The sequence below is a fragment of the Paucibacter sp. KBW04 genome (genome assembly GCF_003852425.1).
Taxonomy (GTDB): Bacteria; Pseudomonadota; Gammaproteobacteria; order Burkholderiales; family Burkholderiaceae_C; genus Paucibacter_A.
Genome location: NZ_QAJN01000014.1, coordinates 1 through 23,953, shown reverse-complemented (window position 1 = coordinate 23,953; position 23,953 = coordinate 1). Strand labels below are relative to the sequence as shown.

Sequence of the window (23,953 nt, the reverse complement as noted above, 5' to 3'; positions counted from 1 at the left end):
AGCGTCCGGTGTGGAAATAAAAGTCGATTATGTCAAAGCCGAAACCGGCCCCACTGCCCGCAGGTACGGTGGTCGGGGGTTACCAGATCATCAAGCGATTGGCAGCCGGTGGCTTCGGTGTGGTTTATCTGGCCGAAGACCCCGAACGTCATCTCGTTGCTCTGAAGGAATACTTGCCTTCCAGCCTGGCCGAGCGCTCGCCCGGCGAATTGACGCCGCGTGTCAAACCCGAGAAGCAGCCGCTTTACCGCCTGGGTCTGAAGAGCTTTTTCGAAGAAGGCCGCTCGCTGGCGCAGATCTCGCATCCCAGCGTGGTCTCGGTCTTGAACTTTCTTCGCGAGAACGAAACCGTCTACATGGTGATGAACTATCTGCAGGGGGATACCTTGCAGGACTTCATCGTCACCGCCCGCGACCTCAAGCGCGACAAGGTCTTCCGCGAGTCCACCATACGCAGCCTGTTTGACGAGATCCTGCGCGGCCTGCGCATCGTGCATCAGCACAAGATGCTGCATCTGGACATCAAGCCGGCCAATATCTTCATCACCAACGAGAACAAGGCCGTGCTCCTGGACTTCGGCGCCGCGCGCGAGGTGCTGAGCAAGGAAGGCAATTTCATCCGCCCCATGTACACGCCCGGCTTTGCCGCGCCCGAGATGTACCGGCGCGATGGCGCTCTGGGGCCCTGGACCGATATCTACGCCATCGGCGCCTGCATCTATGCCTGCATGCAGGGCTATCCGCCTAACGATGCACCGCAACGGCTGGAGAAAGATCGGCTGGCCCTGAGCCTGTCGCGCCTGCGCAATGTCTATTCCGACAACCTCATCGAGGTGACCGAGTGGTGCATGGCGCTGGACCCGCTCTCAAGGCCGCAAAGCGTTTTTGCCTTGCAAAAAGAGTTGTCGCGTGAGACGGAGCGGCGCTACACCAAGCTGTCCTTTAGCGAGCGCCTGAAACTGCAGCTGGAGAACCTGAAGACCGGGGCCAAGGCGTGAGGTTCAGCACCTACCAGGTCAGTCGCAAAGGCGGGCGCGAGAAAAACGAAGACCGCATGGGCTATTGCTACACCCGCGAGGCGGGCTTGTTTGCCTTGGCCGACGGCATGGGAGGTCACCCCGAGGGTGAGGTCGCCGCGCAGCTGGCCTTGCAAACCCTGGCCGCCATGTTTCAGCGGGAAGCGAATCCGGCGCTGGCCGATCCCGGCCAATTTTTGCAGGATGCCGTCCAGATTGCGCATCAGCAACTGCTGCGCTACGGCGCCGAGAAAGGCATGAGCGACACACCGCGCACCACCGTCGTGGCCTGCGTGCTGCAGGGGCGCACCGCCTACTGGGCGCATTGCGGTGATTCACGCCTCTATATGCTGCGAGCCAGCCGCCTGGTGGCCCGCACCCGTGACCACTCCTACAGCGAGCTGCAGACCGCCCTGGGCCGCCTGCCGCAGCCGGGTGAGCAGTTCAATCGCAATGTCTTGTTCACCTGCCTGGGCAGCCCGGGTAAGCCCATGATCGACAGCTTTGGCCCCATGCAGCTGGAGACGGGCGACCGCCTGCTGCTGTGCTCCGATGGCCTGTGGGACAACGTGGCTGACGACGAGATCGCCGCGCTGCTGGCGGCCCGGCCGATTGCCGATGGTGTGCCCGAGCTGGTCGAGCAGGCGCTGCGCAATGGCGGCCCACGCTGCGACAATGTCACCGCTCTGGCGGTGGAGTGGGAGAGTGCGGGCGAGCCCGATGCCGACTCCAGCCAGGATTTGAAAGATCTGGGCTATGCCTCGACGATTCAAAGCCTGGGTCTGGGCAATGAGCGCCGCTTTGAAATGGACGAGGCCGAGATCGAGCGCTCCGTCCGCGAAATCAACGAGGCCATACGCCAGGCCAAGACCCGGGCCAAGAGTGAGCCGCTTGAGGTCGCGCCGCCCGTGACCATGCCCGATTCGACGCGGCTGCAGGAAATCATGTCCAGCCGCGTTGGCAAAAAGAAAACCTGAGGATTCTTCATTCATGACTGCTGAGAACACATTGCCGAACACTTTTGAGCGTTCGGCTGGACGCGCTGCCAACGCCCTGCGCCCGGTGACCATCACCCGCAACTACACCTGCCATGCCGAGGGCTCGGTGCTGATCGAATTCGGCGGTACCAAGGTCTTGTGCACCGCCTCGGTGGAAGAAAAAGTGCCGCCGCACAAGCGCGGCTCGGGCGAGGGCTGGGTGACGGCCGAGTACGGCATGCTGCCCCGCGCCACTCACACCCGCAGCGACCGCGAGGCCGCACGCGGCAAGCAAAGTGGCCGCACGCAAGAGATTCAGCGCCTGATCGGCCGCTCGCTGCGTTGCGTGTTTGATCTGAGCCTGCTGGGCGAGCGCACCATCGCGCTGGACTGCGATGTCTTGCAGGCCGACGGCGGCACCCGCACGGCCGCCATCACCGGCGCATTTGTCGCCGCGCATGATGCGGTCACTTGGTTGCTGGCCCAGGGCAAGATCGCGCAAACGCCCATCAAGGACGCGGTGGCCGCCATCTCGGTGGGCATCGTGAACGGCGTGCCCCTGCTGGACCTGGAATACACCGAGGACTCGGGCTGCGACACCGATATGAATGTGGTGATGACCGCGGCCGGCGGCATGGTGGAGTTGCAAGGCACGGCCGAAGGCGCAGCCTTCACCCGTCAGGAAATGAATGCCTTGCTGGACCTGGCCGAGAAGGGCATTGGCGAGCTGCTGAGGGCTCAGCGCCAGGCCCTGGGTTTGCTGTAAAGCTTGGACGCGATGTTGACGACACGATTGGTTTTGGCCTCCAACAATGCTAAGAAATTGGCGGAGTTGCAGGCCCTGTTTGCGCCCCTGGGCGTGGAGTTGGTGACGCAAGGCTCGCTGGGTATTCCCGAGGCCGAGGAGCCCTTCGACAGCTTTGTCGAGAACTCCCTGACCAAGGCCCGCCATGCGGCGAAGCTGAGTGGCCTGCCGGCCCTGGCCGATGACTCGGGTCTGGCGGTGGAGGCCTTGGGCGGTGCGCCGGGCGTGCTGTCGGCGCGTTATGCCACGCTGTTCGGCCAGCCCAAATCGGATGCCGACAACAACCGCGTCTTGCTGGAGCAGATGGCGCATTTGAGTGAGCCGGCGCAACGCGCGGCGCGCTTTGTTTGTTCCTTGGTGGCTGTACGCAGCGCCACCGATCCCGAGCCCCTGATCGCCATGGGCCGCTGGCAGGGTCAGATCTTGCCTGCGCTGGCGGGTGAGGGCGGCTTTGGCTACGACCCGTTGATGTTTATTCCCAGCTTGGGCCAAAGCGTGGCCCAGCTGAGTGCGGCGCAGAAGAATGCGCTGAGCCACCGTGCCCTCGCCGCGGCCGATCTGGTGCAGCAAATGCGTGAGGTCTGGCATCTTGGCTGATCTGATGCATCTAATGCGCCCGGGCACGCTTACGCTGGCGGCCCTGCCGCCGCTCTCGCTCTACGTGCATCTGCCCTGGTGCTTGCGCAAATGCCCTTACTGCGACTTCAACTCGCATGAGATTCGCGGTGGCGAAAAATCCCTGCCGGTGGACACCGCACGTGCCTATCTGGCCGCGCTTCGCGCCGATCTGGAAGCGGCCTTGCCGCTGATCTGGGGCCGGCCGGTGGTCAGCATCTTCATCGGCGGCGGCACCCCCAGCTTGTTCGCACCGGAGCAGATCGCCGAGCTGATCTCGGACCTGCGCGCTCGCCTGCCGCTGGAGGCCGGCTGCGAGATCACGCTGGAGGCCAACCCCGGCACCTTTGAGCGCGACCGCTTCAAGGGCTTCCGCGCCGCTGGGGTGACGCGTTTGTCCATCGGCGTGCAGAGTTTTGACGACAGCAAGCTCAAGGCCTTGGGCCGGGTGCACAGCGGTGAGCAGGCGCGGGCCGCGATCGCCGAGGCCGCCCAGGCCTTCGAGACCTTCAATATCGACCTGATGTATGCCTTGCCCCAGCAAAGCCTGGCGCAGCTGGACGAGGAGTTGAGGACGGCTTTGGCTTACCAGCCGCCGCATCTCTCGGTCTATCACCTGACGATTGAACCCAATACCCGCTTCGCCGTGGCCCCGCCTCGCGATTTGCCGGACGGCGATCTGGCCAGCGAGATGCTGGACCTGATCACCGCGCGCACCGGCGAGCAGGGCATGGAGCGCTACGAAGTTTCTGCTTACGCGCGCGCCGGTCACCGATGTGCCCACAACCAGAACTACTGGCAGTTTGGCGACTATCTGGGCATTGGTGCGGGGGCGCATAGCAAGCTGTCCTTCCCGCACCGGGTTTTGCGCCAGGTGCGCTGGCGTGAGCCAGCGGCCTATATGGGCAAAGCGCTGGAAGGCGCGGCGGTGTCGAATGAGAACGAGGTGGCGCGAGCGGAGCTGCCCTTTGAGTTCATGCTCAATGCCTTGCGCCTGCGCGAAGGTGTACCGCTGAGCCAGTTTCTGGAACGCACCGGCCTGCCACCCTCCAGCATTGCCAAGGCCATGGAGGCGGGGCGTGCCAAGGGCTTGTTGCAGGCCGACCCGGCGCGCATCGCTGCGACCGAACGGGGCTTCGATTTTTTGAGCGATCTGCAGTCGCTGTTTCTGGCGGATTAGGTCTTGCTTTGGCGGCGGCGCGCGCGCTTTGATGACGCGGCCGCCGCCGCGGTTTTCATGCCGTGCAGATCGGCGCTGGAGCGGGCGATCTCGGCATGCAGCCAATCGCAAAAGGCGCGCAGCGCCGGCATCTCACGCAGGGCCGGCGGGTAGACGATGTGATAGCGGCGCTGCTCGGTCGCCATCGGCAGCTCGGCCGCCACCCGCACCAGGCGGCCTTCCAGCAAGGCGTCGGCCGCCATCAGTTCACGGGTCAGGGCCACGCCCATGCCTTGCTCGGCGGCTTGCAGCATCAGGCCGCTGTCGTTGAAGGTGGCCATGGGCACGATGCGTTCGCGTAGGCCCTGGGTCTCAAACCAAAAAGTCCATTCGGCCGGGTCGCCCAGCAAGGGGGCGTCGGCAAGTGCGGCCAAGGGTTGGCCGATCAGGCGATGGGCCAGGGCCGGCGCGGCCACCGGCAGCAGGGTGGGTTCGAACAAGGCCTCGTTGACCAGATCGTTCCAGGGCCCCAGACCGTGGCGCAAGGCCAGGTGATAGCCCTCGCGCTCCAGATCGATGATTTGCTGGGAGGCATGCAGCTCCAGCGTGATCTCCGGGTGCAGGGCATGCCAGCGAGCCAGCCTGGGCATCAGCCAGCGCTGGGCAAAAGAGGGCAGCACGGTAATGCGCAGGTTCTGCGCCGCGCTGCCATGTTGGGCCGCTGCCGCGCGCAGGGCCTGGTCCAGCTCGGCGTAGGCCAGCTCCACCCCACGCAACAAGGTCTGGCCTGCTGCGTTGAGGCTGAGTCGGCGCCCCATGCGGTCGAAGAGAGGGAAGCCCAGCTGGGTTTCCAGCGAACGAATCTGCTGGCTGACGGCGCTGTGCGTCAGATGCAGGCGCTCGGCCGCGGCCCGCAGGTTCTGGCTTTGGGCAGCGGCGCGAAAGGCGGCCAGGTATTGCAGGGGGAGCTTAGGTAGGTCGGACATTTGGAAAGAAATTCTAACCAAACTGTGCAGAACAAAGCATTTGTCTATCGATTGTTGGGTTGATAGGATTACCAGGCTTAAAAAAAGAGGTCCTATGAACAAAAAACAAGCATCTTTCGTCCTCAGCGCGATGCCGCTGCTGCTGGCCCTGGCGGCCAGTTTCTTCCTGCTCAGCCCGGCCCAAGCCTGGGTGGACCGCGAGCCCGTGTTGCGGGAAATGGGTCGCGCCGACGCAGCGGCTCATAGCTGCCGTCAGCAGCTGAAGGCCCAGGCCCAGTCTCATCAGGCGGCCGAGCTGTGCACCCGGGTGGCGCAATCGCGCCTGGCGCCAGTGGAGCAGCAATTGCTCAAGGCCAAGGGCAAGACCTTGCCGCAGCCGCGTGCCACGGCGGCGGCTTCGGCCGCCAATGCTTCGGGCACCTGAGTCCGGCGGGCAGGGGCCTAACTGGCCATCACATAGATGCTGAGCTGCTCATGCTTGGCATGACGCTTGGCGGTGGCGGCGGCCGTGGCCACGTCCTCGGCCCGCTGCAAGCTGCCCGGGCTGATGCGCACCGCGCCTATGCTCAAGGTGGTGCAGGGGTGGAAGCGCAGATCGCCGTGCCGGTCCTCGGCCATGATGCCGCCGACCTCCAAGGCGGCGGCATCGAATAGATTGCGGGCCAGGTCGTTGAAGCGTTCGACGATCTGCTCGCAGCGGCGCTCCCAGTCGTCGCTCTGGAACAGGATGACGAAGTCGTCCCCGCCCACATGGCCCAAAAAGTCGCGCTGGCTGTCGCAATGCGTGCTGGCCACACGGGCCACCAGGCGGATCATCTCGTCACCACGCCAATAGCCGTACTCGTCGTTGAAGGGCTTGAAGTGATTCAGGTCGGCATAGGCGGCGACGAACTCGCGCCCGCTGGAAATCAGCCGGCCGATGTGCTGGCTGATGGGGATGTTGCCGGGCAAAAACGTCAGCGGGTTGGCGTGGCGGGCCGCCTCGATGCGGGCCTCGGTCACCGAGCGCACCAGCTGCTCGCCCGTGCCCAAGCCCAGGTAGCGGCCTGCACGGGTGATGATGAAGCCCTCGCGCAGATAGCGCTGGTCGGCCGAGGTCAGAACCGTGGTCAGGGCCTCGATGCCGGTATCGGCGTCGACGATCAGCGGTGTGGGGTTGGCGAACAAGGTGCAGGCCCGGCGGCCATAGAGATCGTTGAAGAAAGGCTTGGCCCAGCGGTTGATGAACTGGCTGCGGTCCACCAGGGCGACGGGTTGCTGCTGGGGGTTGAGCACGGCCACCGCGTGCAGCTGTTCGTGCTCGTTGAAGAGGCGGAACAGCTGCTCGTGCGTGGTCTCTTCGTCCACCGTCACGGCTTCCATCATCAGGCGCTCGGCCGTCACCCCATTGCTGGACGCGCGCCTGAGTTCGGGCAGCACGGCGATGTCATTGCTGGCCAGCACATCGCGGGCGGCGGCCAGAATCTCGCGCTGGCCCTCGCGGCTGGGGCGCCCGAGGAACCAGCCCTGACCATAGGCCACGCCCAGATCGCGCAAGACGCGCAGCTCCTCGGCGTTTTCGATGCCCTCGGCCACCAGCTGGGCGCCAAAGGTCTCGGCCAGTTGCAAGAGGGCGCGGAAGGTCTGCAGCTTCTCCGCATGGGCGGGTAGATCGTGGGTGAAGTATTTGTCGATCTTGACCAGATCGGGCTGGATCTCCGACCACAGGCGCAGGGAGGATCGGCCGTCTCCAAAGTCGTCCAGCGCGATGCTGACGCCCTGGCGGCGCAGATAGGAGATGGCGCGCCGCAGGCTGTCGATATCGGCGACGCGCTCATGCTCGGTCAGCTCGATGACGATGTCGGTGGCGCGCAAGCCCAAGGCCTCGCAGATGGTTAGGCCGCCCTGGCCTTGGTCCTGGGCGACGGCGCTGGCCAGGGCGGCGGCACTCATATTGACCAGTAGCTTACCGGCCAGCTTTTGCCCACTCCAGTCCTTCAGGGCTTGCAGGGCGCAGCGCATTTCCAGCTCCACCGTCAGGCCCTCGCGCCGACCGGCGGCGAACAAGGCGTCGGGATACTCCAGGGCGCTTCCCACGGGACCGCGCACCAGGGCTTCATAGCCGTAGATCAGGCCGGAATCCAGCTGGGCGACGGGCTGAAACAGGGTGCTCAGCAGGTCTTCATTGATCAGGGTCTGAACCCGCAGCGGGGCAGGGCGGTCCAGCGTGCGGCTGGGCGCGGTCAAAGTAATCATGGGCACATGCTCGCGCCCAAGAATGACAGGGTCGCGAAAGCTGAAATCGCTGACACGGAAAAATGAAAACCGTGTGAGTAATAAATCACTCACACGGTGTTTGCTGAAGGCCTGTTGAAAGCCTATTGAAGGCCTACGGAAGGCCTGGTGGGTTTTAAACCCGGTTGGAGACGCCCGCGCTGCGCAGGCGTTCGATCAGGCGCCCAGCGATTTGCTGCAAGGGCAGCACTTCGTCCGCAGCCCCCGCCGCGATCGCTTCGCGCGGCATGCCGAAGACCACGCAGCTGGCCTCGTCCTGCACCAGGTTGTAGGAGCCGGCGTCCTTCATCACCTTCATGGCCTTGGCGCCGTCGGCACCCATGCCGGTCAGCATGATGCCCAGGGCATTGGGGCCTACCACCCGCGCGGCGGAGTGGAACAAGACCTCGACCGAAGGCTTGTGGCGGTTGACGGGCTCGCCATCCTGCACCCGGGCGATGTAATTGGCGCCGGAGCGCTCCACGCTCAGATGGAAGCCGCCCGGGGCGATATAGCCATGGCCGGGCAAGATGCGCTCGCCGTCCTGGGCTTCCTTGACGCGGATGCGGCACAGGCCGTCCAGGCGGGCCGCATAGCTCTTGGTGAATCCAGGCGGCATGTGCTGGGTGATGACCACGGCCGGGCAGTCGGCGGGCAGATTGACCAACACGTCCTTGGTGGCCTCGGTGCCGCCGGTGGAGGCGCCGATGAAGATGATTTTCTCGGTCGAGAGTCGGCCCAGGCTGGCCATGGTGACTGGCTTGGCCGTGGCGGCCGGTGCAGTGCCTGGCGCAGGGGCGGCGGGTGCGGCCGGGGCGCGGCGGATGTGCGCCTTGGCCGCGATTCGGATCTTGTCGGTGATGTCGTCGGCCAGCTGGCGGATGCCATCGGCCACGCCGATCTTGGGCTTGGCGACGAAGTCCACCGCACCCAGCTCCAGCGCTTTCAGCGTCACCTCGGCACCGCGTTCGGTCAGGGTGGAGACCATCACCACCGGCATGGGGCGCAAGCGCATCAGGCGGGAGAGGAAGTCCAGCCCGTCCATGCGGGGCATTTCGATGTCCAGGGTGATGACATCGGGGTTGAGGGAACGGATCATTTCGCGCGCCAGCAGCGGGTCGGCCGCGGCGCCAATGCATTCCATATCGCTTTGGCGATTGATGATCTCGGACAGAATGCTGCGCACCAGCGCGGAATCGTCGACCACCACTACTTTGATTTTTGGCATCGTTTTCTCCTGACTGAGCAGGACTTAGAACAAATCGACGGAACCGCCCGTGGCGACCACCGGCTGCGCCTTCTGGGCAGCGGCACGATCCTGCTGGATCAGTGCCTCGGTATTGGCCGGTGCCAGGCGTTTGACCATGGCCTTGCCGCTGTGCGGCAAGAAGCAGACCTTGCGTGGGTAGATGTCCAGCACATCCTTGGAAACAATGGGGATACGTTCCGTCTTGAGGTAGTCAATGACGAAGTTGGTATTGCGCTCACCCACATTGATGGTGTTCATGCCGGCGATGACGGCGCCGCCGCCAAAGATCTTGGCTTCCATGCGGCTTTTGGACGCCCCCCGTTTCATCATCTCGTTGATCAGCAATTCCATCGCGAAGGAGCCGTAACGGCCGGAATCGCCGGCACCATCGGGCAGCATGAAGTGGTTCATACCGCCGATCTGGGCGTGCCGGTCCCAGAGGCAGGCGGCGATGCAGGAGCCCAGGGTGGTCATGACCAAGAGGTCTTCGTTGTCGACGAAGTACTCCCCCGGCAGGATCTTGACGGCGGCGTTCTTGAAGTGGGCGTCGTAGAAGAAGAAGGAGGCTTCGCCCTGCTTGCGCTGCACGGACTTCAGCTGCGCCACGCGTGCTGCACCAGCTCCGCTGGGTGACATCGCGCCCGCGCCCGCAGCTGCGGTGGCACCGACTCCAGAATAGGCGGAGGGATTGCTCATGGGTTTGTATCGGCCTAGAGGCTGCTGTCTTTAGGGTGAGTCTGCGCTCTCGCGTCAGACGCGCTCGTAAATCGTTTTGCCGCGCAGGCGAAATAGATCACGCGACTCGGTGAAATTTTCCGAATGTCCGACGAATAAAAGCCCTTGGGGCCGCATCACGCGGTGAATCCGCTCCAGCACCTTGCGTTGTGTGGGTGCGTCGAAGTAGATCATTACGTTGCGGCAGAACACCATATGGAAGGGGTCGCCTAGGGACCACTGGTTGTCCATCAGATTGAGCGTGCGGAAGTCAATCCAGCGCTGCAGCTCGGGCTTGACGCGGATGCGACCGGCGTTGGCACCGGTGCCGCGCATGAAGAAATTGCGCAAGCGGGTTTGATCCAGGCCACGGGCATCGGCGTTGTAGACACCGCGCCGGCAGCTGGCCAGCACATTGGTGTCGATGTCGCTGGCCGTGATGGACACCGAGGCATTGCTGCCCAGGGCTTCGCTGCAGGTGATGGCGATGGAGTAGGGCTCCTCGCCGGTGGAGGCGGCGCAGCACCAGATGCGCACCGGCTTGCCGGCCCAGGGCTTGAGGTCCTCGGCCAGGGCGTGAAAGTGGTGTTCTTCGCGGAAGAAGGAGGTGAGATTGGTCGTCAAGCAGTTGACGAACTCCTGCCACTCCTGGGTCGCCTGGGCGCCGGTGGTGGACTCCAGCCACTGCAGATAGGCGGAGAAGGATTTGTGGCCGGTCTCGCGCAGGCGCCTGGACAGGCGGCTGTAGACCATGGCGTGCTTGCCTTCGTGCAGGCTGATACCGGCGTGCTTGTAAATGAGTTCGCGAACGCGGTCGAAGTCTTGCTTGCTAAAACTGAATTCGTGGTCAATGACTTCGGCGCCGGAGGCACTGGGTACAGCAGACATGTGATGAGCTCGGTTGGTCTGTCAGGGCTTATGCGCAGGTCAAAACTTGATTTTGCATCGACGTCCAGTGTGATGGGCGATTAGCGTTCTGCATAGGTCAAACAACACAAGCATTGGCCCTTTGTTTCAAAACTGTCATATTTGCGCCCCCTGCTAGACTGCCGACGCAAACGCGTTGGACTATCTTGGACAAAAGCCCCACAACCGCACAAATTGACGCCAGCCGGCTGCGGCTGGACATGGCCATGCAGCTTTTGCAGCAGGCCGGTGCCCTGCTGCCCGAGGCCGAGCCTTATGGCGAAGACTGGCTGCAGGCGGTGATCGATGCCTTGTGCGATTTGTCCAGCAAGGACGCCTTGACCGGCCTGGTCAACCGTCGCAGCTTTGAGATGGCCCTGTCCCGCGAGGTGGACCGGGTGGCCCGCTCCGGCGAGTCGGCCTTGCTGCTGATGTTGGACATCGACCATTTCAAGGCGGTCAACGACACCTACGGCCATGCGGCCGGTGATTTGGTGCTCAAAGCGGTGGCGGCGGCCTTGAATCAGGTCGTGCGTCCTATGGACACCGTGGCCCGCGTCGGTGGTGAGGAATTCGCCATCGTCCTGCCCAGCTGCGCCGCCAGCTATGGCCTGATGGTGGCAGAACGGGTGCGCGAACGCGTGTCGGAGTTGCGCGTGGAAGTCGCGCCCGGACAGATTTTGGCAGTGACGGTGAGCCTGGGCGGTGCGTTTGCGCCGCAGTGGGTGCGTTCGTCGTCGCTGCTTTGGATGGAAAGAGCCGACCGGCAGCTGTATCGCGCCAAGGCTGAGGGTCGCAACCGCGCTTGCCTGGAGACGCAAGTCGATTCCCTGGTGAGCGCCGAGGAAAAGGGCATGTTGTTTGCAGTTACGCAACAGGAAAGCGAATGAGTACGACCACAGATCCTGCTGCACAGAACCCCGCCCCTACGACGATGGCAGCAACACGCCCGCTGATGGCGGCCAAAGGGGGCGCGCGCACCCTGGCCGTGACCAGCGGCAAGGGCGGCGTGGGCAAGACTTTTGTGACCGCCAATCTGGCCGCCGCCTTGGCTGCACGCGGCCAGCGGGTGCTGGTGCTGGACGCCGACCTAGGCCTGGCAAATCTAGACGTGGTGCTGAATCTGCACCCCAAGCTGACCCTGCATGATGTGTTCACCGACAAGGCGAGCTTGGAGCAGGCCATCCTGCCTGCGCCCGGCGGCTTTCATGTGTTGTTGGCCGGTTCGGGCATGGTGGAGTATTCACGCCTGACGCCGGAGGTGCGTGACAAGCTCCTGAACATCGTTGAGTTGGTCAGGCCCCGCTTTGATTGGGTGTTACTGGATACCGGCGCCGGCATTTCGGACGTGGTTTTGTTCGCCGTCTCCCTGGCCAGCCAGGTGCTGGTCGTGGCCACACCCGAGCCCACCTCGCTGACCGACGCTTACGCCACCATCAAGGTACTGGCCACCCAGCAAGACCGCCGCGAGGTGGGTCTGCTGGTCAACCAAGCCAGCCGGGTGGGCGAGGGCAAGCTGATCTGCGGCCAGCTGCAGCAGGTTTTGCAACGCTTTGTTGGGGCCAAGCCCGGCCACAGCTTCAAACTGGACTTGCTGGGCGAGGTCAAGCAGGACACGAGCGTGCGCCAAGCCGTGCTCAAACGCCAGTTGGTGATGGAGCATTTCCCAGGCTCGGATGCTGCGCAAGGCATCAAGGCCTTGGCTTTGAAGTTGATGGAGCGATGAGCGAGTCGGAAACCAGCCAGCCCAGCACGGCGTTTGAATGGGTGGGGGGTGAGGCCGCGGTGCGGGGTCTGGTCGATCGTTTCTACGATTTGATGGATCTGGAGCCCGGCTTTGCCGAATTGCGCAGTCTGCACCCCAGTGTTCTCGATGGCTCACGCGACAAGCTGCACTGGTTTCTGTGCGGTTGGCTGGGCGGCCCGGACCACTATGTCGAGCGCTTCGGTCACCCGCGTCTGCGTGCCCGTCATCTGCCCTTTCGCATTGGCATCAAGGAGCGCGACCAGTGGATGGCCTGCATGATGCAGGCCATGAGCGAATGCCAGTTGGATCCGACGCTGCAGGCACGCCTGACCGAATCCTTCATGGGCACGGCAGACTGGATGCGTAACGTCTAATTTAGTCTGAGTTCTTCTGCACCTGCTGCAGCAAGACCATCAGCGCGCCGCTGCCGCCGTCACTGGCCCGTGCCTGCACAAAGGCCAGCACCTGCTGCTTTTGCACCAACCAGCGCCTGACCTTGGCCTTGAGCACCGGCTCGCGGCCGGGTGAGCCATTGCCCTTGCCGTGTACCACCCGCACGCAGCGCAGGCCGCGCTTGGCACTGTCTTGCACAAAATTCCCCAGGGCTTCTCTCGCTTGGTCGCGGCGCATGCCGTGCAGGTCTAGCTGCGCCTGCAAGGCCCAGTGGCCGCGGCGCAGCTTGCTGAGGGCTTCTTGCGGAATCTCCGGGCGGCGGAAGGACAGGGTCTCGTCCGTCTCCAGCAAGGAGTCCACATCGAAATCGTCCGACAAGGCTTGCAGCAAGGCCTGGCGCTCGTCCGCTTCGCGCTGCAAGGGTTGGGCCGAGGGGCGGGGCAGGGCATGGTGGGCGCGCTGGGCGTGCACCAGCGGCGTCACCGGGCCCACACTCAGCTCAAAGATGCGCCGTTCCTGCTCGGCCAGGCGGGCGGCCGCAGCCTCGCGTTCGCGGGCTTCTTCGGCCAGGCGGCGCTGCAAGGCCAGTTCGCGTTGCAGCAGCTTCAAGTCCTGCAAGCTGTGCAGGGAGGCAGCCTTGGGATTGCGGCTCACAGCAGGCCTCGCTCGGCGAACGAGATCACTTCGCCGCTGCCCACCACCAAATGATCTAGCACCCGCATGTCCACCAGGGCCAGAGCGGTTTTGAGGGCTTGAGTCAGCATCTCGTCGGCGCGTGAGGGCTCGGCCACGCCGGAGGGGTGGTTGTGGGCCAGGATGACGGCGGCGCAGGAGAGGTCCAGGCCGCGTTTGATGATTTCTCTCGGGTAAACCGAGGTTTGGGTGAGGGTGCCGCGAAACATTTCTTCCATTGCAATCAGGCGGTGCTGGGCGTCGAGGAACAGCACCGCAAATACTTCGTGAGACAGGCCGGCCAGCTTCAGGCGCAAATAGCTCTTGACCGTTTCGGGCGCATCAAACACCGGCCGTTGGGCCAACTCCTGCAAGAGCGAGCGGCGGGCAATCTCCAGTACCGCAGCGATCTCCGCCCGTTTGGCTGGGCCCAGCCCCTTCACCTTGGCCAGATCTTCCAGCTTGGCATGCAAGAGCCCATGCCAGCCGCCGAACTGATCCAGCAAAGCTTGCGCCAGCTGCAAGACCGGCAGACCCTGGATGCCGGTGCGTAGCAGCAGGGCCAGCAGCTCGGCATCGGCCAGGGCTTGCGGGCCGCGTGCCAGCAGCTTTTCGCGCGGGCGGGCCTCGGGTGGGAGCTGATTGAGCGGCATGGCGGGTGGGAATTCAGGGGTGCAAGCAGGGTGCAGCAGCGGCCAGGCTCTAAAATCCGCTCAGTCTAGCCAATATTGCCTCCATGAATCTCATCCAAGCCGGATCCTTTCTGACCCTGCACTACCGCCTTGCAGGCCCCGATGGGGGTGACGTGATCAACACCTTCGCCGACAAACCCGCCACCCTGACCCTGGGCACGGGCGAATTGTCGCCGGCCATCGAGGCGCGCTTGATCGGCCTGGCCGAGGGCACGCGCAGCCAGTTCGAGCTGGCCGCCGGCGAGGCTTTCGGCGATCGCAACCCCGAGCTGCTGCAGCGCGTGCGCCTGAGCTTGCTGCGTGAGTTGGGCGACCCGGACGAGCAGTACAGCGTTGGCGATGTGGTGCAGTTCCCCACGCCAGATGGTCAAGGTTCTTACGCCGGTGTGGTGCGTGAAGTGTCGGGTGACGCCTTGTTGTTCGACTTCAACCACCCGCTGGCCGGCCAGCCGGTGAGCTTTGAAGTGCAAGTGATCGGGGTGCTGTGAGATGAGCGAGCCTATTCAAGCCCAACAAGAAGTCCTGCTGGCCGAGCCGCGCGGCTTTTGCGCCGGTGTGGACCGCGCCATCGAAATCGTCGAGCGGGCCCTGCTCAAGTTCGGCCAGCCCATTTATGTGCGCCATGAGATCGTGCACAACACCTATGTGGTGAACGATTTGAAGGCACGCGGCGCCATCTTCATCGAAGAGTTGTCCGATGTGCCGCCCGGCGCCACCCTGGTGTTCAGCGCCCACGGCGTTAGCCAGGCCGTGCGCCAAGAAGCGGCCGAGCGCGGCTTCCAGGTCTTTGACGCCACCTGCCCGCTGGTCACCAAGGTGCATGTGGAGGTGGCCAAGCTGCACCGCGAAGGCTATGAGTTCATCATGATCGGCCACAAGGGTCACCCCGAGGTGGAAGGAACCATGGGCCAGCTCAGCGAGGGCATCTACCTCGTCGAAGAGGTGGAAGACGTGGCCCATGTGCGCGTGAAGGATCCCGCCAAACTGGCCGTGGTGACGCAGACCACGCTGAGCGTGGACGATGCGGCCGAAATCCTGGCCGCCGTGAAGAAGCACTTCCCGCTGGTGCGCGAGCCCAAGAAGCAAGACATTTGCTATGCCACCCAGAACCGCCAGGACGCCGTCAAGGTGATGGCCCCCCAGGTGGACGTGGTGATCGTGGTGGGCAGCCCCACCAGCTCGAATAGCAACCGTCTGCGTGAGCTGGCCCAGCGTCTGGGCACGCCGGGCTATATGGTGGACAGCGCAGACGAAGTGCAAGCCGAGTGGCTGGAAGGTCGTTCCAAAGTGGGCCTGACGGCCGGCGCCTCGGCCCCCGATGTGCTGGTGCAGGCCGTCATCAGCCGCCTGCGTGCCCTGGGTGCCACGGCCGTGCGCAGCCTGCCCGGCGTGGAGGAGCATGTGCGCTTCCCCTTGCCGCTGGGCTTGGGCGACAAGTCCATGGCGGAAGTGAATTCCTCTCGATCTTGAACCTGGCGCTGCATGCCTCAAACAGGCTTTGACGCGGCGCCAACATCCGGCGCCGTTTTGCTTTCATAGAATCCAGACAGTTTCAAGGACACCCCCAAATGCTAGACATCACCCTGCTGCGCAAAGACCTGGACGCCGTCATCACGCGTCTGAACACCCGCAAGAATCCGCAAGCTTTCCTGGACGTCGAGCGCTACGCCACCCTGGAGCATGAGCGCAAGGGCTTGCAAGTGCGCACCGAAGAGCTGCAAGGCAAGCGCAATAGCTTGTCCAAGCAGATCGGCATGCTCAAGGGCAAGGGCGAAGACGCATCGGCCGTGATGGCCGAGGTCGGCGGCATTGCGGATGAGCTGAAGGCCAGCGCCGAGCGCCTGGACGCCATCCAGCAAGAGCTGGCCACCCTTTTGATGAGCGTGCCCAATCTGCCGCACGAAAGCGTGCCGGTGGGTTCGGACGAATCGGGCAATGTGGAAGTGCGGCGCTGGGGCACACCGCGCGCCTTTGACTTCGAGGTGCGTGACCATGTGGATTTGGGCGCGCCGCTGGGCCTGGACTTCGAAACCGGGGCCAAGCTGAGCGGTTCGCGCTTCACCTTTATGCGCGGCCCCATGGCCAAGCTGCACCGCGCCCTGGCTCAGTTCATGCTCGACGTGCAGACCGAGGAGCATGGCTATACCGAATGCTACACGCCTTACATCGTCAACCGTGAGGTGCTGGAAGGCACGGGCCAGCTGCCCAAGTTCAAGGAAGACATGTTCTGGGTGCTGCGCGGTGGCGATGAGGACGCGGCCGAGCAATACCTGATCTCGACCTCGGAAATCTCGCTCACCAACACTGTGCGCGAGCAGGTGCTGGACGCGGCTAACCTGCCCATCAAGCTGACCGCGCACAGCCCTTGCTTCCGCTCCGAAGCCGGCAGCGCCGGACGCGACACCCGCGGCCTGATTCGCCAGCACCAGTTCGACAAGGTCGAGATGGTGCAAGTCGTGCACCCGGAGAAGAGCTACGAGGCGCTGGAAGAAATGGTCGGCCATGCCGAGGCCATTCTGCAAAAGCTGGAGCTACCTTATCGCGTTCTGACCCTGTGCACCGGCGATATGGGTTTTGGTTCGACCAAGACCTATGACCTGGAAGTCTGGGTGCCGGCGCAAGGCGTCTACCGCGAGATCAGCAGCTGCTCCAACTGCGAGGCCTTCCAGGCGCGTCGCATGCAAGCCCGTTTCAAGAACGCGCAGGGCAAGAACGAGTTGGTCCACACCCTCAACGGCTCCGGCCTGGCCGTGGGCCGCACCCTGGTGGCCGTGCTGGAAAACTATCAAAACGCCGATGGCAGCATCACCGTGCCCACCGTGCTGCGGCCCTATCTGAAGGGTGTTGAGGTGCTGCGCGCCTGAGCCCGCTGCGTCTGAAATGAAAAATAGAGAGCCCGCCGAAGAATCGGCGGGCTCTTTTTGCTTGGGCTTGCTCGGGCCGGGTGACGGCCTTAGCTGAGCTTGAACTGTGCCACGGTCTGGGCCAGGTGGGCAGCCTGGTGTTTCAGGCTTTCAGCGGCGGCGGCCGACTCCTCGACCAAGGCCGCGTTCTGCTGCGTGACCTGATCGAGCTGGTTGACGGCGTCGCCAATCTGCCCGATGCCGGTGCTTTGCTCCATGCTGGAGCTGCTGATCTCGCCGATCAAATCCGTCACCCGCTTCACCTGGTTGACGATATCGCCCATGGTTTGCCCTGCGTCATCGCAAAGCTTGGCACCGGCCTCCACGTTCTCGACGCTGGCGCTGATCAAGCTCTTGATCTCTTTGGCGGCCTCGGCCGAACGCTGGGCCAGGGATCGCACCTCACCCGCCACCACCGCGAATCCACGCCCTTGCTCGCCGGCACGGGCGGCTTCCACCGCTGCATTCAAGGCCAGGATATTGGTTTGAAACGCGATGCCGTCGATGACGCCGATGATGTCGTTGATGCGCTTGCTGGAGGCGGTGATCTGCTCCATCGTCGCCACCACCCGGCCAACCACCTCGCCACCCTGAGTGGCCACGGCCGAGGCGCTGGTCGCCATCTGACTCGCCTGGCGGGCGGTGTCGGCGTTTTGCTTGACGGTGGCCGTCAGCTCTTCCATCGAGGCCGCTGTTTGCTGCAGATTGCTGGCCTGTTCCTCGGTGCGTTGCGAGAGGTCGGCATTGCCGTTGGCAATCTCGGCGGAGCCGGTGGCGATCGAGTCCGAGCTATTGCGCACTCGGCTGACGATGTCCACCAGGCCCGCATTCATCTGCTGTAGCGAACTCAGCAAATGCGCGGTCTCGTCCCGGCCTGTGACCTCGATGCGAGAGCTGAGGTCGCCCGCGCCGATGCGCTCGGCCACGGCCACGGCCTGATTCATGGGCTGGGTGATGGAGCGGGTGATCCAGATGGCGGCCACGGCGCCCAAGGCCACGGCGACCAGGCTCAGGCCCGACACCAACCAGACCGCACTGCGGTAGCCCTCGACGGCGTCCTTGCTGCCGCGCTTCAGCAGCTCATCGTTGTAAGCCCACAAATCGTCCAGTGCCTTGCTCAGCGCATCAAAAGCACTGCGAGATTCGCCGAACAAGAATTTTTTGGCCTGATCGAGTTTGCTGGGGTCGGCGACGGACTGGTGGGAGAGGGGGCGCAAGCGTTCCCACATGGCTTGATAGCCCTTCACGGCGGCGCGTGTGCTGTCCAGATTGCGCTTGTCCGTCTCGTCGGCCAGCAAGGCCTCGTAGCCCTTGAGGGCTGTGTCGATGTCTTTTTGTGCCGAGGCAATGCGCGCCTCCATCTCTTCCATTTCCTTGTCGGTGGCCAACAGCAGATGTTGGCTTTCCAAGCGACGCAGAACCTGGCATGAGCCGCGCAGCTGATCAATGATCTTCAGCGAGGGCACGATGTTGACAGCGAAGAACTCGACATGCTCGTTGGTCGAGCGAATTTTGAGTACGCCGGTCAAGGCGATGCTAATCAGCAAGCCCAGCAACACACAGAAACCTGCGCCCAAGCGCAGCCCAATGTTCATGTTTCTGATGTTCATCAGTGATTCCTTCCACATACGACCTCGGGCCGGTTGCTTCAATGGCAGCCTTTGTGACCCGCGGGAATCCCTGCATCTGAGCCTTATCGGCAGGGAGTGGAAAACATAAAGACTTTTGAAGTCTTGCAATCACTGCAAAAACTGCGCTACAATCTATGGCTTCACTCGGTGACAAGTTAAATCTTGTTAGCGACGCGCCAAATACCCGGAGAGGTGGCAGAGTGGTTGAATGTACCTGACTCGAAATCAGGCGGACGGAAACGTCTCGGGGGTTCGAATCCCCCCCTCTCCTCCAAGTAGTACGTAAAAACGGGCCCTAGCGGCCCGTTTTTCGTTTCTATCTACCAATCGTTCTACCAACCGATTCAGCCATTGCGCGGCCTTTGAGAGCCACGCAATTCCGACGATCGGTCTGGCTCAGGATGCTGGCGAACAAGAAGCTTCGGCAATTCAGTCGGCTTTGAACGATGGCGCCGCTCGCCGCGTCAACCCGAGTAGTCGTCTTTGGCGACATTCTCAGAGGGTCAGGTCTTGCCAATGACGCATGAATCGATTGGTAGCCCATTGCGCAAATTAGTCTTCACAGCCTTGCTTTGGCGCCGCCTTTTTGGATATGGCGCGGCTGTGAGCCAACTCTCGTTTGGCAGCCTTTATGGTTGCATCTTGTTTTGCTGCTTTCAACGCGGTTTCTGCCCATAGCTTCATCTCTGCGGGGTCGTCGAAGACCTCGGGTGGCGCCTGAAAGTACTGGAGGGTCGCAACTCCACCTTCCTTTGGGTACGAGAAGATTGGCAAATTTTTCGCTTGGAAGGCCGGTGCTGTGCTGGCATTGGCCTTGAAGTAGAGAATTTTGTCGTGCACTGTCGCGATGAACAGGTCGTCGCAGTAGATGTAGACACCACCGAACATCTTGCGCGTACGGAGTGGGCCAAGTCCCTCCAAGAGCTTCAGGGTCCTGTTCAGCAAATCCGAACTGATAGGCATACGAATCGCGTCCTCTGCACTTTGCTGCCCATGGAAAACTGAGCAGTGGAGGTTAGGGCAATTCGTCCCACACTTTGCTGGCCAACTTTGAATGCAGTACAGGCTTCCTAGTCGGCGAGTCTTGATCTGTCTACTCGAGTGAAGTCGATTCGACCAGTGCGACCATATGCGAGGCCTTGCAACGCAAGGGCTTTGCTAGCTTCATTAGCGTGGTCAGCGTTGGTTGTCGTTCTCCTCGCTCAAGCATGCTGATGTAGTTGCGTTCTAGCTCGGCCTCAAAGCCCAACTGCTCTTGCGTCATGCCGACTTGCTTGCGCAGGTCGCGCAAAACCTTCCCAAATTTGATTGCGACGTCCAAGAAGTTTCTCCAACTATGGTTGGAGAAATTGGGCCGCTTTGATATTATTTTGTCCTCCAACTATAGTTGGAGTAATGACGCAAAATCGTCAGGCTTAGGGGCATGCTGGGAGGGGCAATGGATGCGTTGAATCGAGTTGAGAGCAGGGCCGAAAGCTTGCGTCTGCAATACCGGTTACTTAGTCGCCGCTACCTGGTCGCTGTTGTTCGATCAGTCGATGTGTCTGTGAGAGCTTCGCCTGCCTCTTGCGTGACGGTTTATTGGGGGTTTGGCTGTTTGCTGGATGGCGAGTTTGAACTGCTGGGCGCATGGTGTCAGACCCGCTTCGATGTGACGCTCTCGCCTGAGCTAGTTGCGGATTTAGGTGACCGAGGAGTTGAGCGCATCCGCTACTCAGTTGGCACTCCGTTGGTAGGGAAGGGCGTTGAGCGAGGCGTCGAGTTCTTTGGCGCGGCGGCATTGCCATCGATCGCACAGGCCATGGCCGTCACGGTTGCCTTGGTGGCACCTCGGCATAGGCAAGCTGTTGCGGGCGCATTTCAGACGGTGGTCGGAGCCAGTTGCAGCAGCTCGGCGACGGATGTCTTGTCTGACGTTGAAGCTGGGCCTTGGGGCAAGAAGTACCCGCAGATCGTGGCGCTGTGGCGCTTGGCCTTGGAGCATTGGCGGCCTCTGTTTGACTTGCCTGCCTCTCCGCGGCGGTTGGTGCTTGCTGCAGACCGCATGGCGGCCGAGATCCAAGGGAGCTTGGAGCGAGCGATTGCTCGGCATGGCAGCTTTGCCGATTCGGCGGAGGCGTTGGAGTTTGTGTGCGCTGTGTTGTTGCGCGCTGAGCGCCGGCTGGAGCGTGCTGCTACTTCTGCTGCTTTGGCTCCTCGTCCTTATGGGGCTTTGGGCATGGCAGCCTCTGGCAAGCCTCTGGGTTCTGCAGTTGCTGGTTTCATCTGAGGCGCGTAGACGCTTGAATGGGAGAGATTCAAATGAGCAAGAACTGGCCCCCGGTGTTCTCGCGTGTCAGAGCTGCTTTGATGCGCCGAGGCCGCTCAACCCACGATGCCGATGATTTGGTGCAAGAAGCCTGGATTCGCCTGGCCCGCTATGAGTTGGATCAGCCGGTGCCGGTGGAGCGGCCCGAGGCGTTCTTGATGCGCACGGCGCTGAACTTGTCGATTGATGCACACCGGGCGCGGGTCAATCATGGCGAGGAGGTGCTGGTGGAGGAGGTGGTGTTGTTGGATACGGCGCCGGGCATTGAAGCCGTGGTGCTGGCCCGCGAGCGCATGGCGCGGATGAGCGTGTGCCTGAACCGTTTGAACGAGAAGACGCGCGACATCTTCCTGGCCAACCGCATTGACGGCCTGACGTATCGGGAGATTGCAGAACGCCATGGCTTGAGCACCAGCACGGTGGAGAAGCACATTGCCAAGGCGACACTGCAGGTGACAGGTTGGATGGAAGGTTGGTAGGCGTGCGTGGTTCAGGAGAAGAAGAGGGCAGGGGGCTTGGTGAGGCGGCGGCTCCGGTGGTGACACCCGAGATTGCGGCAGAAGCCTCGGTGTGGGTGGCTCGCCTGCATGGGCCGGATCGGTCCGTACGCATGGAGCGCGAATGCCTGGCTTGGCAGGAGCGATCTGCGGCGCATCGTCTGGCCTTTGAGCGCTGCACCGAGATCTGGCAGGAGGTGGCGGGCGTGACGCTGAGCAGCTATGCTCGCTCAGCTTCTGGCGAGGGTGCTTCAGTGGCTCGCCAAGTGCACCTACCTACGAGGCCTGTGCCTTGGGCCCTGGCCTTGTCTGTCTCGTTCCTCGCGGGCTTGGTGATCTTGCATCCCTGGCGAAATGTAGAGAACTTTCGGACTGGGGTGGGTGAGCAGCAGGTGGTGATGCTGGAAGACGGCACCCGCATGTCGCTGAACACCGCCTCGCGGGTTCGCGTGGAGCTTGGGCGGGCGCAGCGCACCGTCTCCGTGGAGGGTGGTGAGGCCTTGTTCGAGGTCGCCAAAGATCTGAGCCGGCCTTTCATTGTTCAGGCGGCAGGGACTGAAGTCGTGGCCACCGGCACGGCCTTTGTCGTGCGGCTAACGCCAGGTGATTCGCCTGCTGCAGCTGCAGCCCTCGCCGTGACCTTGGTGGAAGGGCAGGTGGTGGTCCGTGATGCTTCATCAGGTGACGCGGGGGCTGCGCGTCGGAGCCCACTCGTGATGGCGCCGGGAGAGCGAATGCGGCTTGATTCGCGGACTGGGGCAGGGGAGTCAGGCAAGCAGGGCAGTTCGCTTGCCCTGGCTGTAGCTCAAGTCGACCGGCCGCGCATGGAGCAGGTGTTGGCCTGGAAGCGTGGTGAGGCGCTGTTTGATGATGTTTCGCTGCTTGATGCCGTGGCTGAGATGAATCGTATGCGACCGGCCATCCCATCTTGAATTGACCCGTCGCGACTGGAAGGATCGTGTCCACGTAGAACAAGGTGGACACGATGGCAAGCGACAAGCCCACGAGGCGACGGAACTACAGCGATGCGTTGAAGGCGCAGGTGATGGCCGAGTGCGAAGTGCCGGGCACCTCGGTAGCGAAGGTGGCCCTGGCCCATGGCATCAATGCCAATGTCGTGCACCGCTGGCGGCAAATACAGCGTGAGGGCAAGCCATCACTGCCCACGCTCTCAAGCGGCTTCGTCCCGGTATCGCTTGCGTCGGCGCCTGTCCCATCGGAGTCCGTCGCCAGCGCCGACATTCGGGTTGAGCTGCGCCGTGGCGCTATTGCGATGACGATCAAATGGCCCACATCGGCGGCGGCCGAGTTCGCCGCCTGGACTCGCGAGTTGCTGCGTTGATCCGCATCGACTCTGTTTGGATGGCGGTCGAGCCGCTGGACATGCGCGCCGGCACCGAGTCGGCCCTTGCCCGCGTGGTCAAGGTCTTTGGCGCCGCTCACCCGCACACCGCCTACCTCTTTGCCAACCGACGCGCCAATCGCATGAAGGTGCTGGTGCATGATGGCGTCGGCATCTGGTTGGCCGCCCGGCGGCTGCATCGCGGCAAGTTCATCTGGCCTCATCACGTCGAAGGCACACTGAGCCTGAGCCGCGTTCAACTCGATGCGCTCGTGCTGGGCCTGCCTTGGCAGATGATGGGCGAAGCTGGCGTCATCCGCGTGCTGTAGTGCAATTGCAGGAAGTGCCGATGCCTGCGGGCATCGAAGTGGGCAAGATGCATTCTCGTGATCCACGAAGCCCAACTCGACGACCTGACACCCGCGCAATTGCGCGAGTTGACCGGGCGTCTGTTGAACGAGGTCCGCCACAAGCAGGCGACCATCGACAAGCTCACTCACGAGAATGCAGTGCTCAAGCGGATGAAGTTCGCCGCCAGCAGCGAGGTGTTCCAGGGCGATCAGCGCAGCCTGCTCGAAGACTCGGTCGATGAAGACCTGGAGGCGGTGCAAAGCGAGTTGCAGCAACTCGCCCCCAAGCCTGCCAGTCCTGAGCGTCAGACTCCCAAGCGACAAGCGCTTCCGGCCGAGCTGCCACGTCGCGAGTTCCGCCATGAGCCCGACAACACCCTGTGCGCCTGCGGCTGCCAAATGAAGCGCATTGGCGAGGATGTGGCCGAGAAGCTGGACTACGAGCCGGGCGTGTTCACCGTCGAGCGCCACATTCGTGGCAAGTGGGCCTGCGGCAAGTGCGAGCGCCTGGTGCAAGCGCCGGTCGAGGCGCATGTGATCGACAAGGGCATCCCGACCGCTGGCCTGCTCGCGCAGGTGCTGGTCGCCAAGTACGCCGATCACCAGCCGCTGTATCGTCAGGAAGGCATCTATGCCCGCTCCGGCGTGAGCCTGCCGCGCTCGACATTGGCCGCCTGGGTCGGTGCATGTGGCGTGCAGTTACAGCCGCTGGTGGACTCACTCAAGACAGAGATGCTC

28 protein-coding genes and 1 tRNA gene are annotated in these 23,953 nt (G+C 62.9%); 19 read left to right on the top strand and 10 right to left on the bottom strand.

From position 1 onward, the window contains the following. Positions 1 to 29: 29 nt before the first annotated feature. The 5 genes from DBR47_RS17065 to hemW are packed head-to-tail and all read left to right on the top strand — an operon-like array spanning position 30 to position 4,593. Positions 30 to 998 carry a serine/threonine-protein kinase gene (locus tag DBR47_RS17065; RefSeq protein WP_124452248.1) on the top strand — a complete coding sequence of 323 codons (969 nt, stop codon included), beginning with the start codon at positions 30 to 32 and terminating at the stop codon, positions 996 to 998. Beyond that, a complete protein-coding gene (locus tag DBR47_RS17060; protein WP_124452246.1) occupies positions 995 to 1,993 on the top strand; it encodes a PP2C family serine/threonine-protein phosphatase in 999 nt (332 codons plus the stop codon). Before DBR47_RS17065 ends, DBR47_RS17060 begins: the two co-directional genes overlap by 4 nt. Before the next feature lie 13 nt (positions 1,994 to 2,006). Then, positions 2,007 to 2,759: a ribonuclease PH gene (gene rph, locus DBR47_RS17055; RefSeq protein ID WP_124452245.1), complete on the top strand. Its 753-nt coding sequence runs from the start codon at positions 2,007 to 2,009 to the stop codon at positions 2,757 to 2,759. Between the two features lie 12 nt (positions 2,760 to 2,771). After that, a complete protein-coding gene (gene rdgB / locus DBR47_RS17050) occupies positions 2,772 to 3,395 on the top strand; it encodes an RdgB/HAM1 family non-canonical purine NTP pyrophosphatase (protein WP_197047126.1) in 624 nt (207 codons plus the stop codon). 4 nt (positions 3,396 to 3,399) lie between these two features. Continuing rightward, the gene (gene hemW, locus DBR47_RS17045; protein WP_124452243.1) at positions 3,400 to 4,593 is read left to right on the top strand and encodes a radical SAM family heme chaperone HemW; all 1,194 of its coding nucleotides are present in this window, start codon (positions 3,400 to 3,402) and stop codon (positions 4,591 to 4,593) included. Here hemW and DBR47_RS17040 read toward each other — a convergent pair. After that, complete coding sequence (locus DBR47_RS17040) at positions 4,590 to 5,558, bottom strand: LysR substrate-binding domain-containing protein (protein WP_124452241.1); 969 nt, start codon at positions 5,556 to 5,558, stop codon at positions 4,590 to 4,592. The genes hemW and DBR47_RS17040 overlap by 4 nt on opposite strands. Positions 5,559 to 5,652: 94 nt before the next feature. Between DBR47_RS17040 and DBR47_RS17035 the strand changes: the two genes are divergently transcribed. Next, positions 5,653 to 5,982: a hypothetical protein gene (locus DBR47_RS17035; RefSeq protein ID WP_124452239.1), complete on the top strand. Its 330-nt coding sequence runs from the start codon at positions 5,653 to 5,655 to the stop codon at positions 5,980 to 5,982. Between the two features lie 17 nt (positions 5,983 to 5,999). Here DBR47_RS17035 and DBR47_RS17030 read toward each other — a convergent pair whose 3' ends face one another. The 4 genes from DBR47_RS17030 to DBR47_RS17015 all read right to left on the bottom strand — a co-directional run bounded on the left by DBR47_RS17030 (position 6,000) and on the right by DBR47_RS17015 (position 10,662). Further along, a complete protein-coding gene (locus DBR47_RS17030; RefSeq protein ID WP_124452237.1) occupies positions 6,000 to 7,793 on the bottom strand; it encodes a GGDEF domain-containing protein in 1,794 nt (597 codons plus the stop codon). 154 nt (positions 7,794 to 7,947) lie between these two features. After that, positions 7,948 to 9,039 (bottom strand): chemotaxis response regulator protein-glutamate methylesterase, encoded by a 1,092-nt coding sequence (locus DBR47_RS17025; RefSeq protein WP_124452235.1) that lies wholly within the window; start codon positions 9,037 to 9,039, stop codon positions 7,948 to 7,950. Positions 9,040 to 9,063: 24 nt separating this feature from the next. Beyond that, on the bottom strand, positions 9,064 to 9,696 hold the full coding sequence (cheD, locus tag DBR47_RS17020; RefSeq protein ID WP_231512379.1) for a chemoreceptor glutamine deamidase CheD: 633 nt from the start codon (positions 9,694 to 9,696) through the stop codon (positions 9,064 to 9,066). Between the two features lie 114 nt (positions 9,697 to 9,810). Further along, a complete protein-coding gene (locus DBR47_RS17015) occupies positions 9,811 to 10,662 on the bottom strand; it encodes a CheR family methyltransferase (RefSeq protein ID WP_124452231.1) in 852 nt (283 codons plus the stop codon). Positions 10,663 to 10,907: 245 nt separating this feature from the next. Here DBR47_RS17015 and DBR47_RS17010 point away from each other — a divergent pair, with 245 nt between their 5' ends. From DBR47_RS17010 to DBR47_RS17000, 3 genes are read left to right on the top strand one after another with little or no spacing between them, the layout of a single operon-like run. Further along, entirely contained in the window at positions 10,908 to 11,570 is a 663-nt protein-coding gene (locus DBR47_RS17010) for a GGDEF domain-containing protein (RefSeq protein ID WP_231512360.1), read from the top strand. Further along, the gene (locus DBR47_RS17005) at positions 11,567 to 12,406 is read left to right on the top strand and encodes a MinD/ParA family protein (protein WP_124452229.1); all 840 of its coding nucleotides are present in this window, start codon (positions 11,567 to 11,569) and stop codon (positions 12,404 to 12,406) included. Before DBR47_RS17010 ends, DBR47_RS17005 begins: the two co-directional genes overlap by 4 nt. Continuing rightward, complete coding sequence (locus DBR47_RS17000; protein ID WP_124452227.1) at positions 12,403 to 12,801, top strand: group II truncated hemoglobin; 399 nt, start codon at positions 12,403 to 12,405, stop codon at positions 12,799 to 12,801. Before DBR47_RS17005 ends, DBR47_RS17000 begins: the two co-directional genes overlap by 4 nt. A gap of 1 nt (position 12,802) precedes the next feature. Here DBR47_RS17000 and DBR47_RS16995 read toward each other — a convergent pair whose 3' ends face one another. Both DBR47_RS16995 and radC read right to left on the bottom strand, forming a co-directional pair. Further along, complete coding sequence (locus tag DBR47_RS16995; RefSeq protein ID WP_231512359.1) at positions 12,803 to 13,474, bottom strand: Smr/MutS family protein; 672 nt, start codon at positions 13,472 to 13,474, stop codon at positions 12,803 to 12,805. Then, positions 13,471 to 14,145 carry a DNA repair protein RadC gene (gene radC / locus DBR47_RS16990; protein WP_124452225.1) on the bottom strand — a complete coding sequence of 225 codons (675 nt, stop codon included), beginning with the start codon at positions 14,143 to 14,145 and terminating at the stop codon, positions 13,471 to 13,473. The genes DBR47_RS16995 and radC overlap by 4 nt, the downstream gene beginning before the upstream one ends. A gap of 83 nt (positions 14,146 to 14,228) precedes the next feature. On the opposite strand from radC, the gene DBR47_RS16985 reads away from it, so the two are divergent. The 3 genes from DBR47_RS16985 (at position 14,229) to serS (ending at position 17,048) form a co-directional block, all read left to right on the top strand. Beyond that, the gene (locus DBR47_RS16985; RefSeq protein WP_124452223.1) at positions 14,229 to 14,672 is read left to right on the top strand and encodes a peptidylprolyl isomerase; all 444 of its coding nucleotides are present in this window, start codon (positions 14,229 to 14,231) and stop codon (positions 14,670 to 14,672) included. Between the two features lies 1 nt (position 14,673). After that, positions 14,674 to 15,654, top strand: a complete 981-nt coding sequence (ispH, locus tag DBR47_RS16980) for a 4-hydroxy-3-methylbut-2-enyl diphosphate reductase (RefSeq protein ID WP_124452221.1) — start codon at positions 14,674 to 14,676, stop codon at positions 15,652 to 15,654. A gap of 98 nt (positions 15,655 to 15,752) precedes the next feature. Then, positions 15,753 to 17,048, top strand: a complete 1,296-nt coding sequence (gene serS, locus DBR47_RS16975; protein ID WP_124452219.1) for a serine--tRNA ligase — start codon at positions 15,753 to 15,755, stop codon at positions 17,046 to 17,048. 89 nt (positions 17,049 to 17,137) lie between these two features. On the opposite strand, the gene DBR47_RS25370 is transcribed toward serS, so the two are convergent. Beyond that, entirely contained in the window at positions 17,138 to 18,697 is a 1,560-nt protein-coding gene (locus DBR47_RS25370) for a methyl-accepting chemotaxis protein (RefSeq protein WP_305037021.1), read from the bottom strand. Between the two features lie 207 nt (positions 18,698 to 18,904). Between DBR47_RS25370 and DBR47_RS16965 the strand changes: the two genes are divergently transcribed. Then, positions 18,905 to 18,992, top strand: a tRNA-Ser gene (locus DBR47_RS16965). A gap of 278 nt (positions 18,993 to 19,270) precedes the next feature. On the opposite strand, the gene DBR47_RS16960 is transcribed toward DBR47_RS16965, so the two are convergent. Together DBR47_RS16960 and DBR47_RS16955 are read right to left on the bottom strand one after the other, a co-directional pair. After that, positions 19,271 to 19,681 carry a TfoX/Sxy family protein gene (locus DBR47_RS16960; protein WP_124452217.1) on the bottom strand — a complete coding sequence of 137 codons (411 nt, stop codon included), beginning with the start codon at positions 19,679 to 19,681 and terminating at the stop codon, positions 19,271 to 19,273. Positions 19,682 to 19,811: 130 nt separating this feature from the next. After that, positions 19,812 to 20,039: a helix-turn-helix domain-containing protein gene (locus tag DBR47_RS16955; RefSeq protein ID WP_124452214.1), complete on the bottom strand. Its 228-nt coding sequence runs from the start codon at positions 20,037 to 20,039 to the stop codon at positions 19,812 to 19,814. 117 nt (positions 20,040 to 20,156) lie between these two features. Between DBR47_RS16955 and DBR47_RS16950 the strand changes: the two genes are divergently transcribed. The 6 genes from DBR47_RS16950 to DBR47_RS16925 all read left to right on the top strand — a co-directional run. Then, positions 20,157 to 20,987: a transposase gene (locus DBR47_RS16950; RefSeq protein ID WP_197047124.1), complete on the top strand. Its 831-nt coding sequence runs from the start codon at positions 20,157 to 20,159 to the stop codon at positions 20,985 to 20,987. A gap of 32 nt (positions 20,988 to 21,019) precedes the next feature. Further along, positions 21,020 to 21,505, top strand: coding sequence for an RNA polymerase sigma factor (locus DBR47_RS16945; protein ID WP_124452209.1), 486 nt, complete (start codon positions 21,020 to 21,022; stop codon positions 21,503 to 21,505). A gap of 2 nt (positions 21,506 to 21,507) precedes the next feature. Next, positions 21,508 to 22,455: a FecR domain-containing protein gene (locus DBR47_RS16940; protein ID WP_197047123.1), complete on the top strand. Its 948-nt coding sequence runs from the start codon at positions 21,508 to 21,510 to the stop codon at positions 22,453 to 22,455. A gap of 53 nt (positions 22,456 to 22,508) precedes the next feature. Next, positions 22,509 to 22,865: an IS66-like element accessory protein TnpA gene (gene tnpA, locus DBR47_RS16935; RefSeq protein ID WP_124452206.1), complete on the top strand. Its 357-nt coding sequence runs from the start codon at positions 22,509 to 22,511 to the stop codon at positions 22,863 to 22,865. Further along, positions 22,862 to 23,194: an IS66 family insertion sequence element accessory protein TnpB gene (gene tnpB, locus DBR47_RS16930; protein ID WP_197047122.1), complete on the top strand. Its 333-nt coding sequence runs from the start codon at positions 22,862 to 22,864 to the stop codon at positions 23,192 to 23,194. Before tnpA ends, tnpB begins: the two co-directional genes overlap by 4 nt. Before the next feature lie 57 nt (positions 23,195 to 23,251). After that, positions 23,252 to 23,953: transposase (locus DBR47_RS16925; RefSeq protein WP_370454932.1), on the top strand; the 702-nt coding region annotated here is incomplete at its 3' end.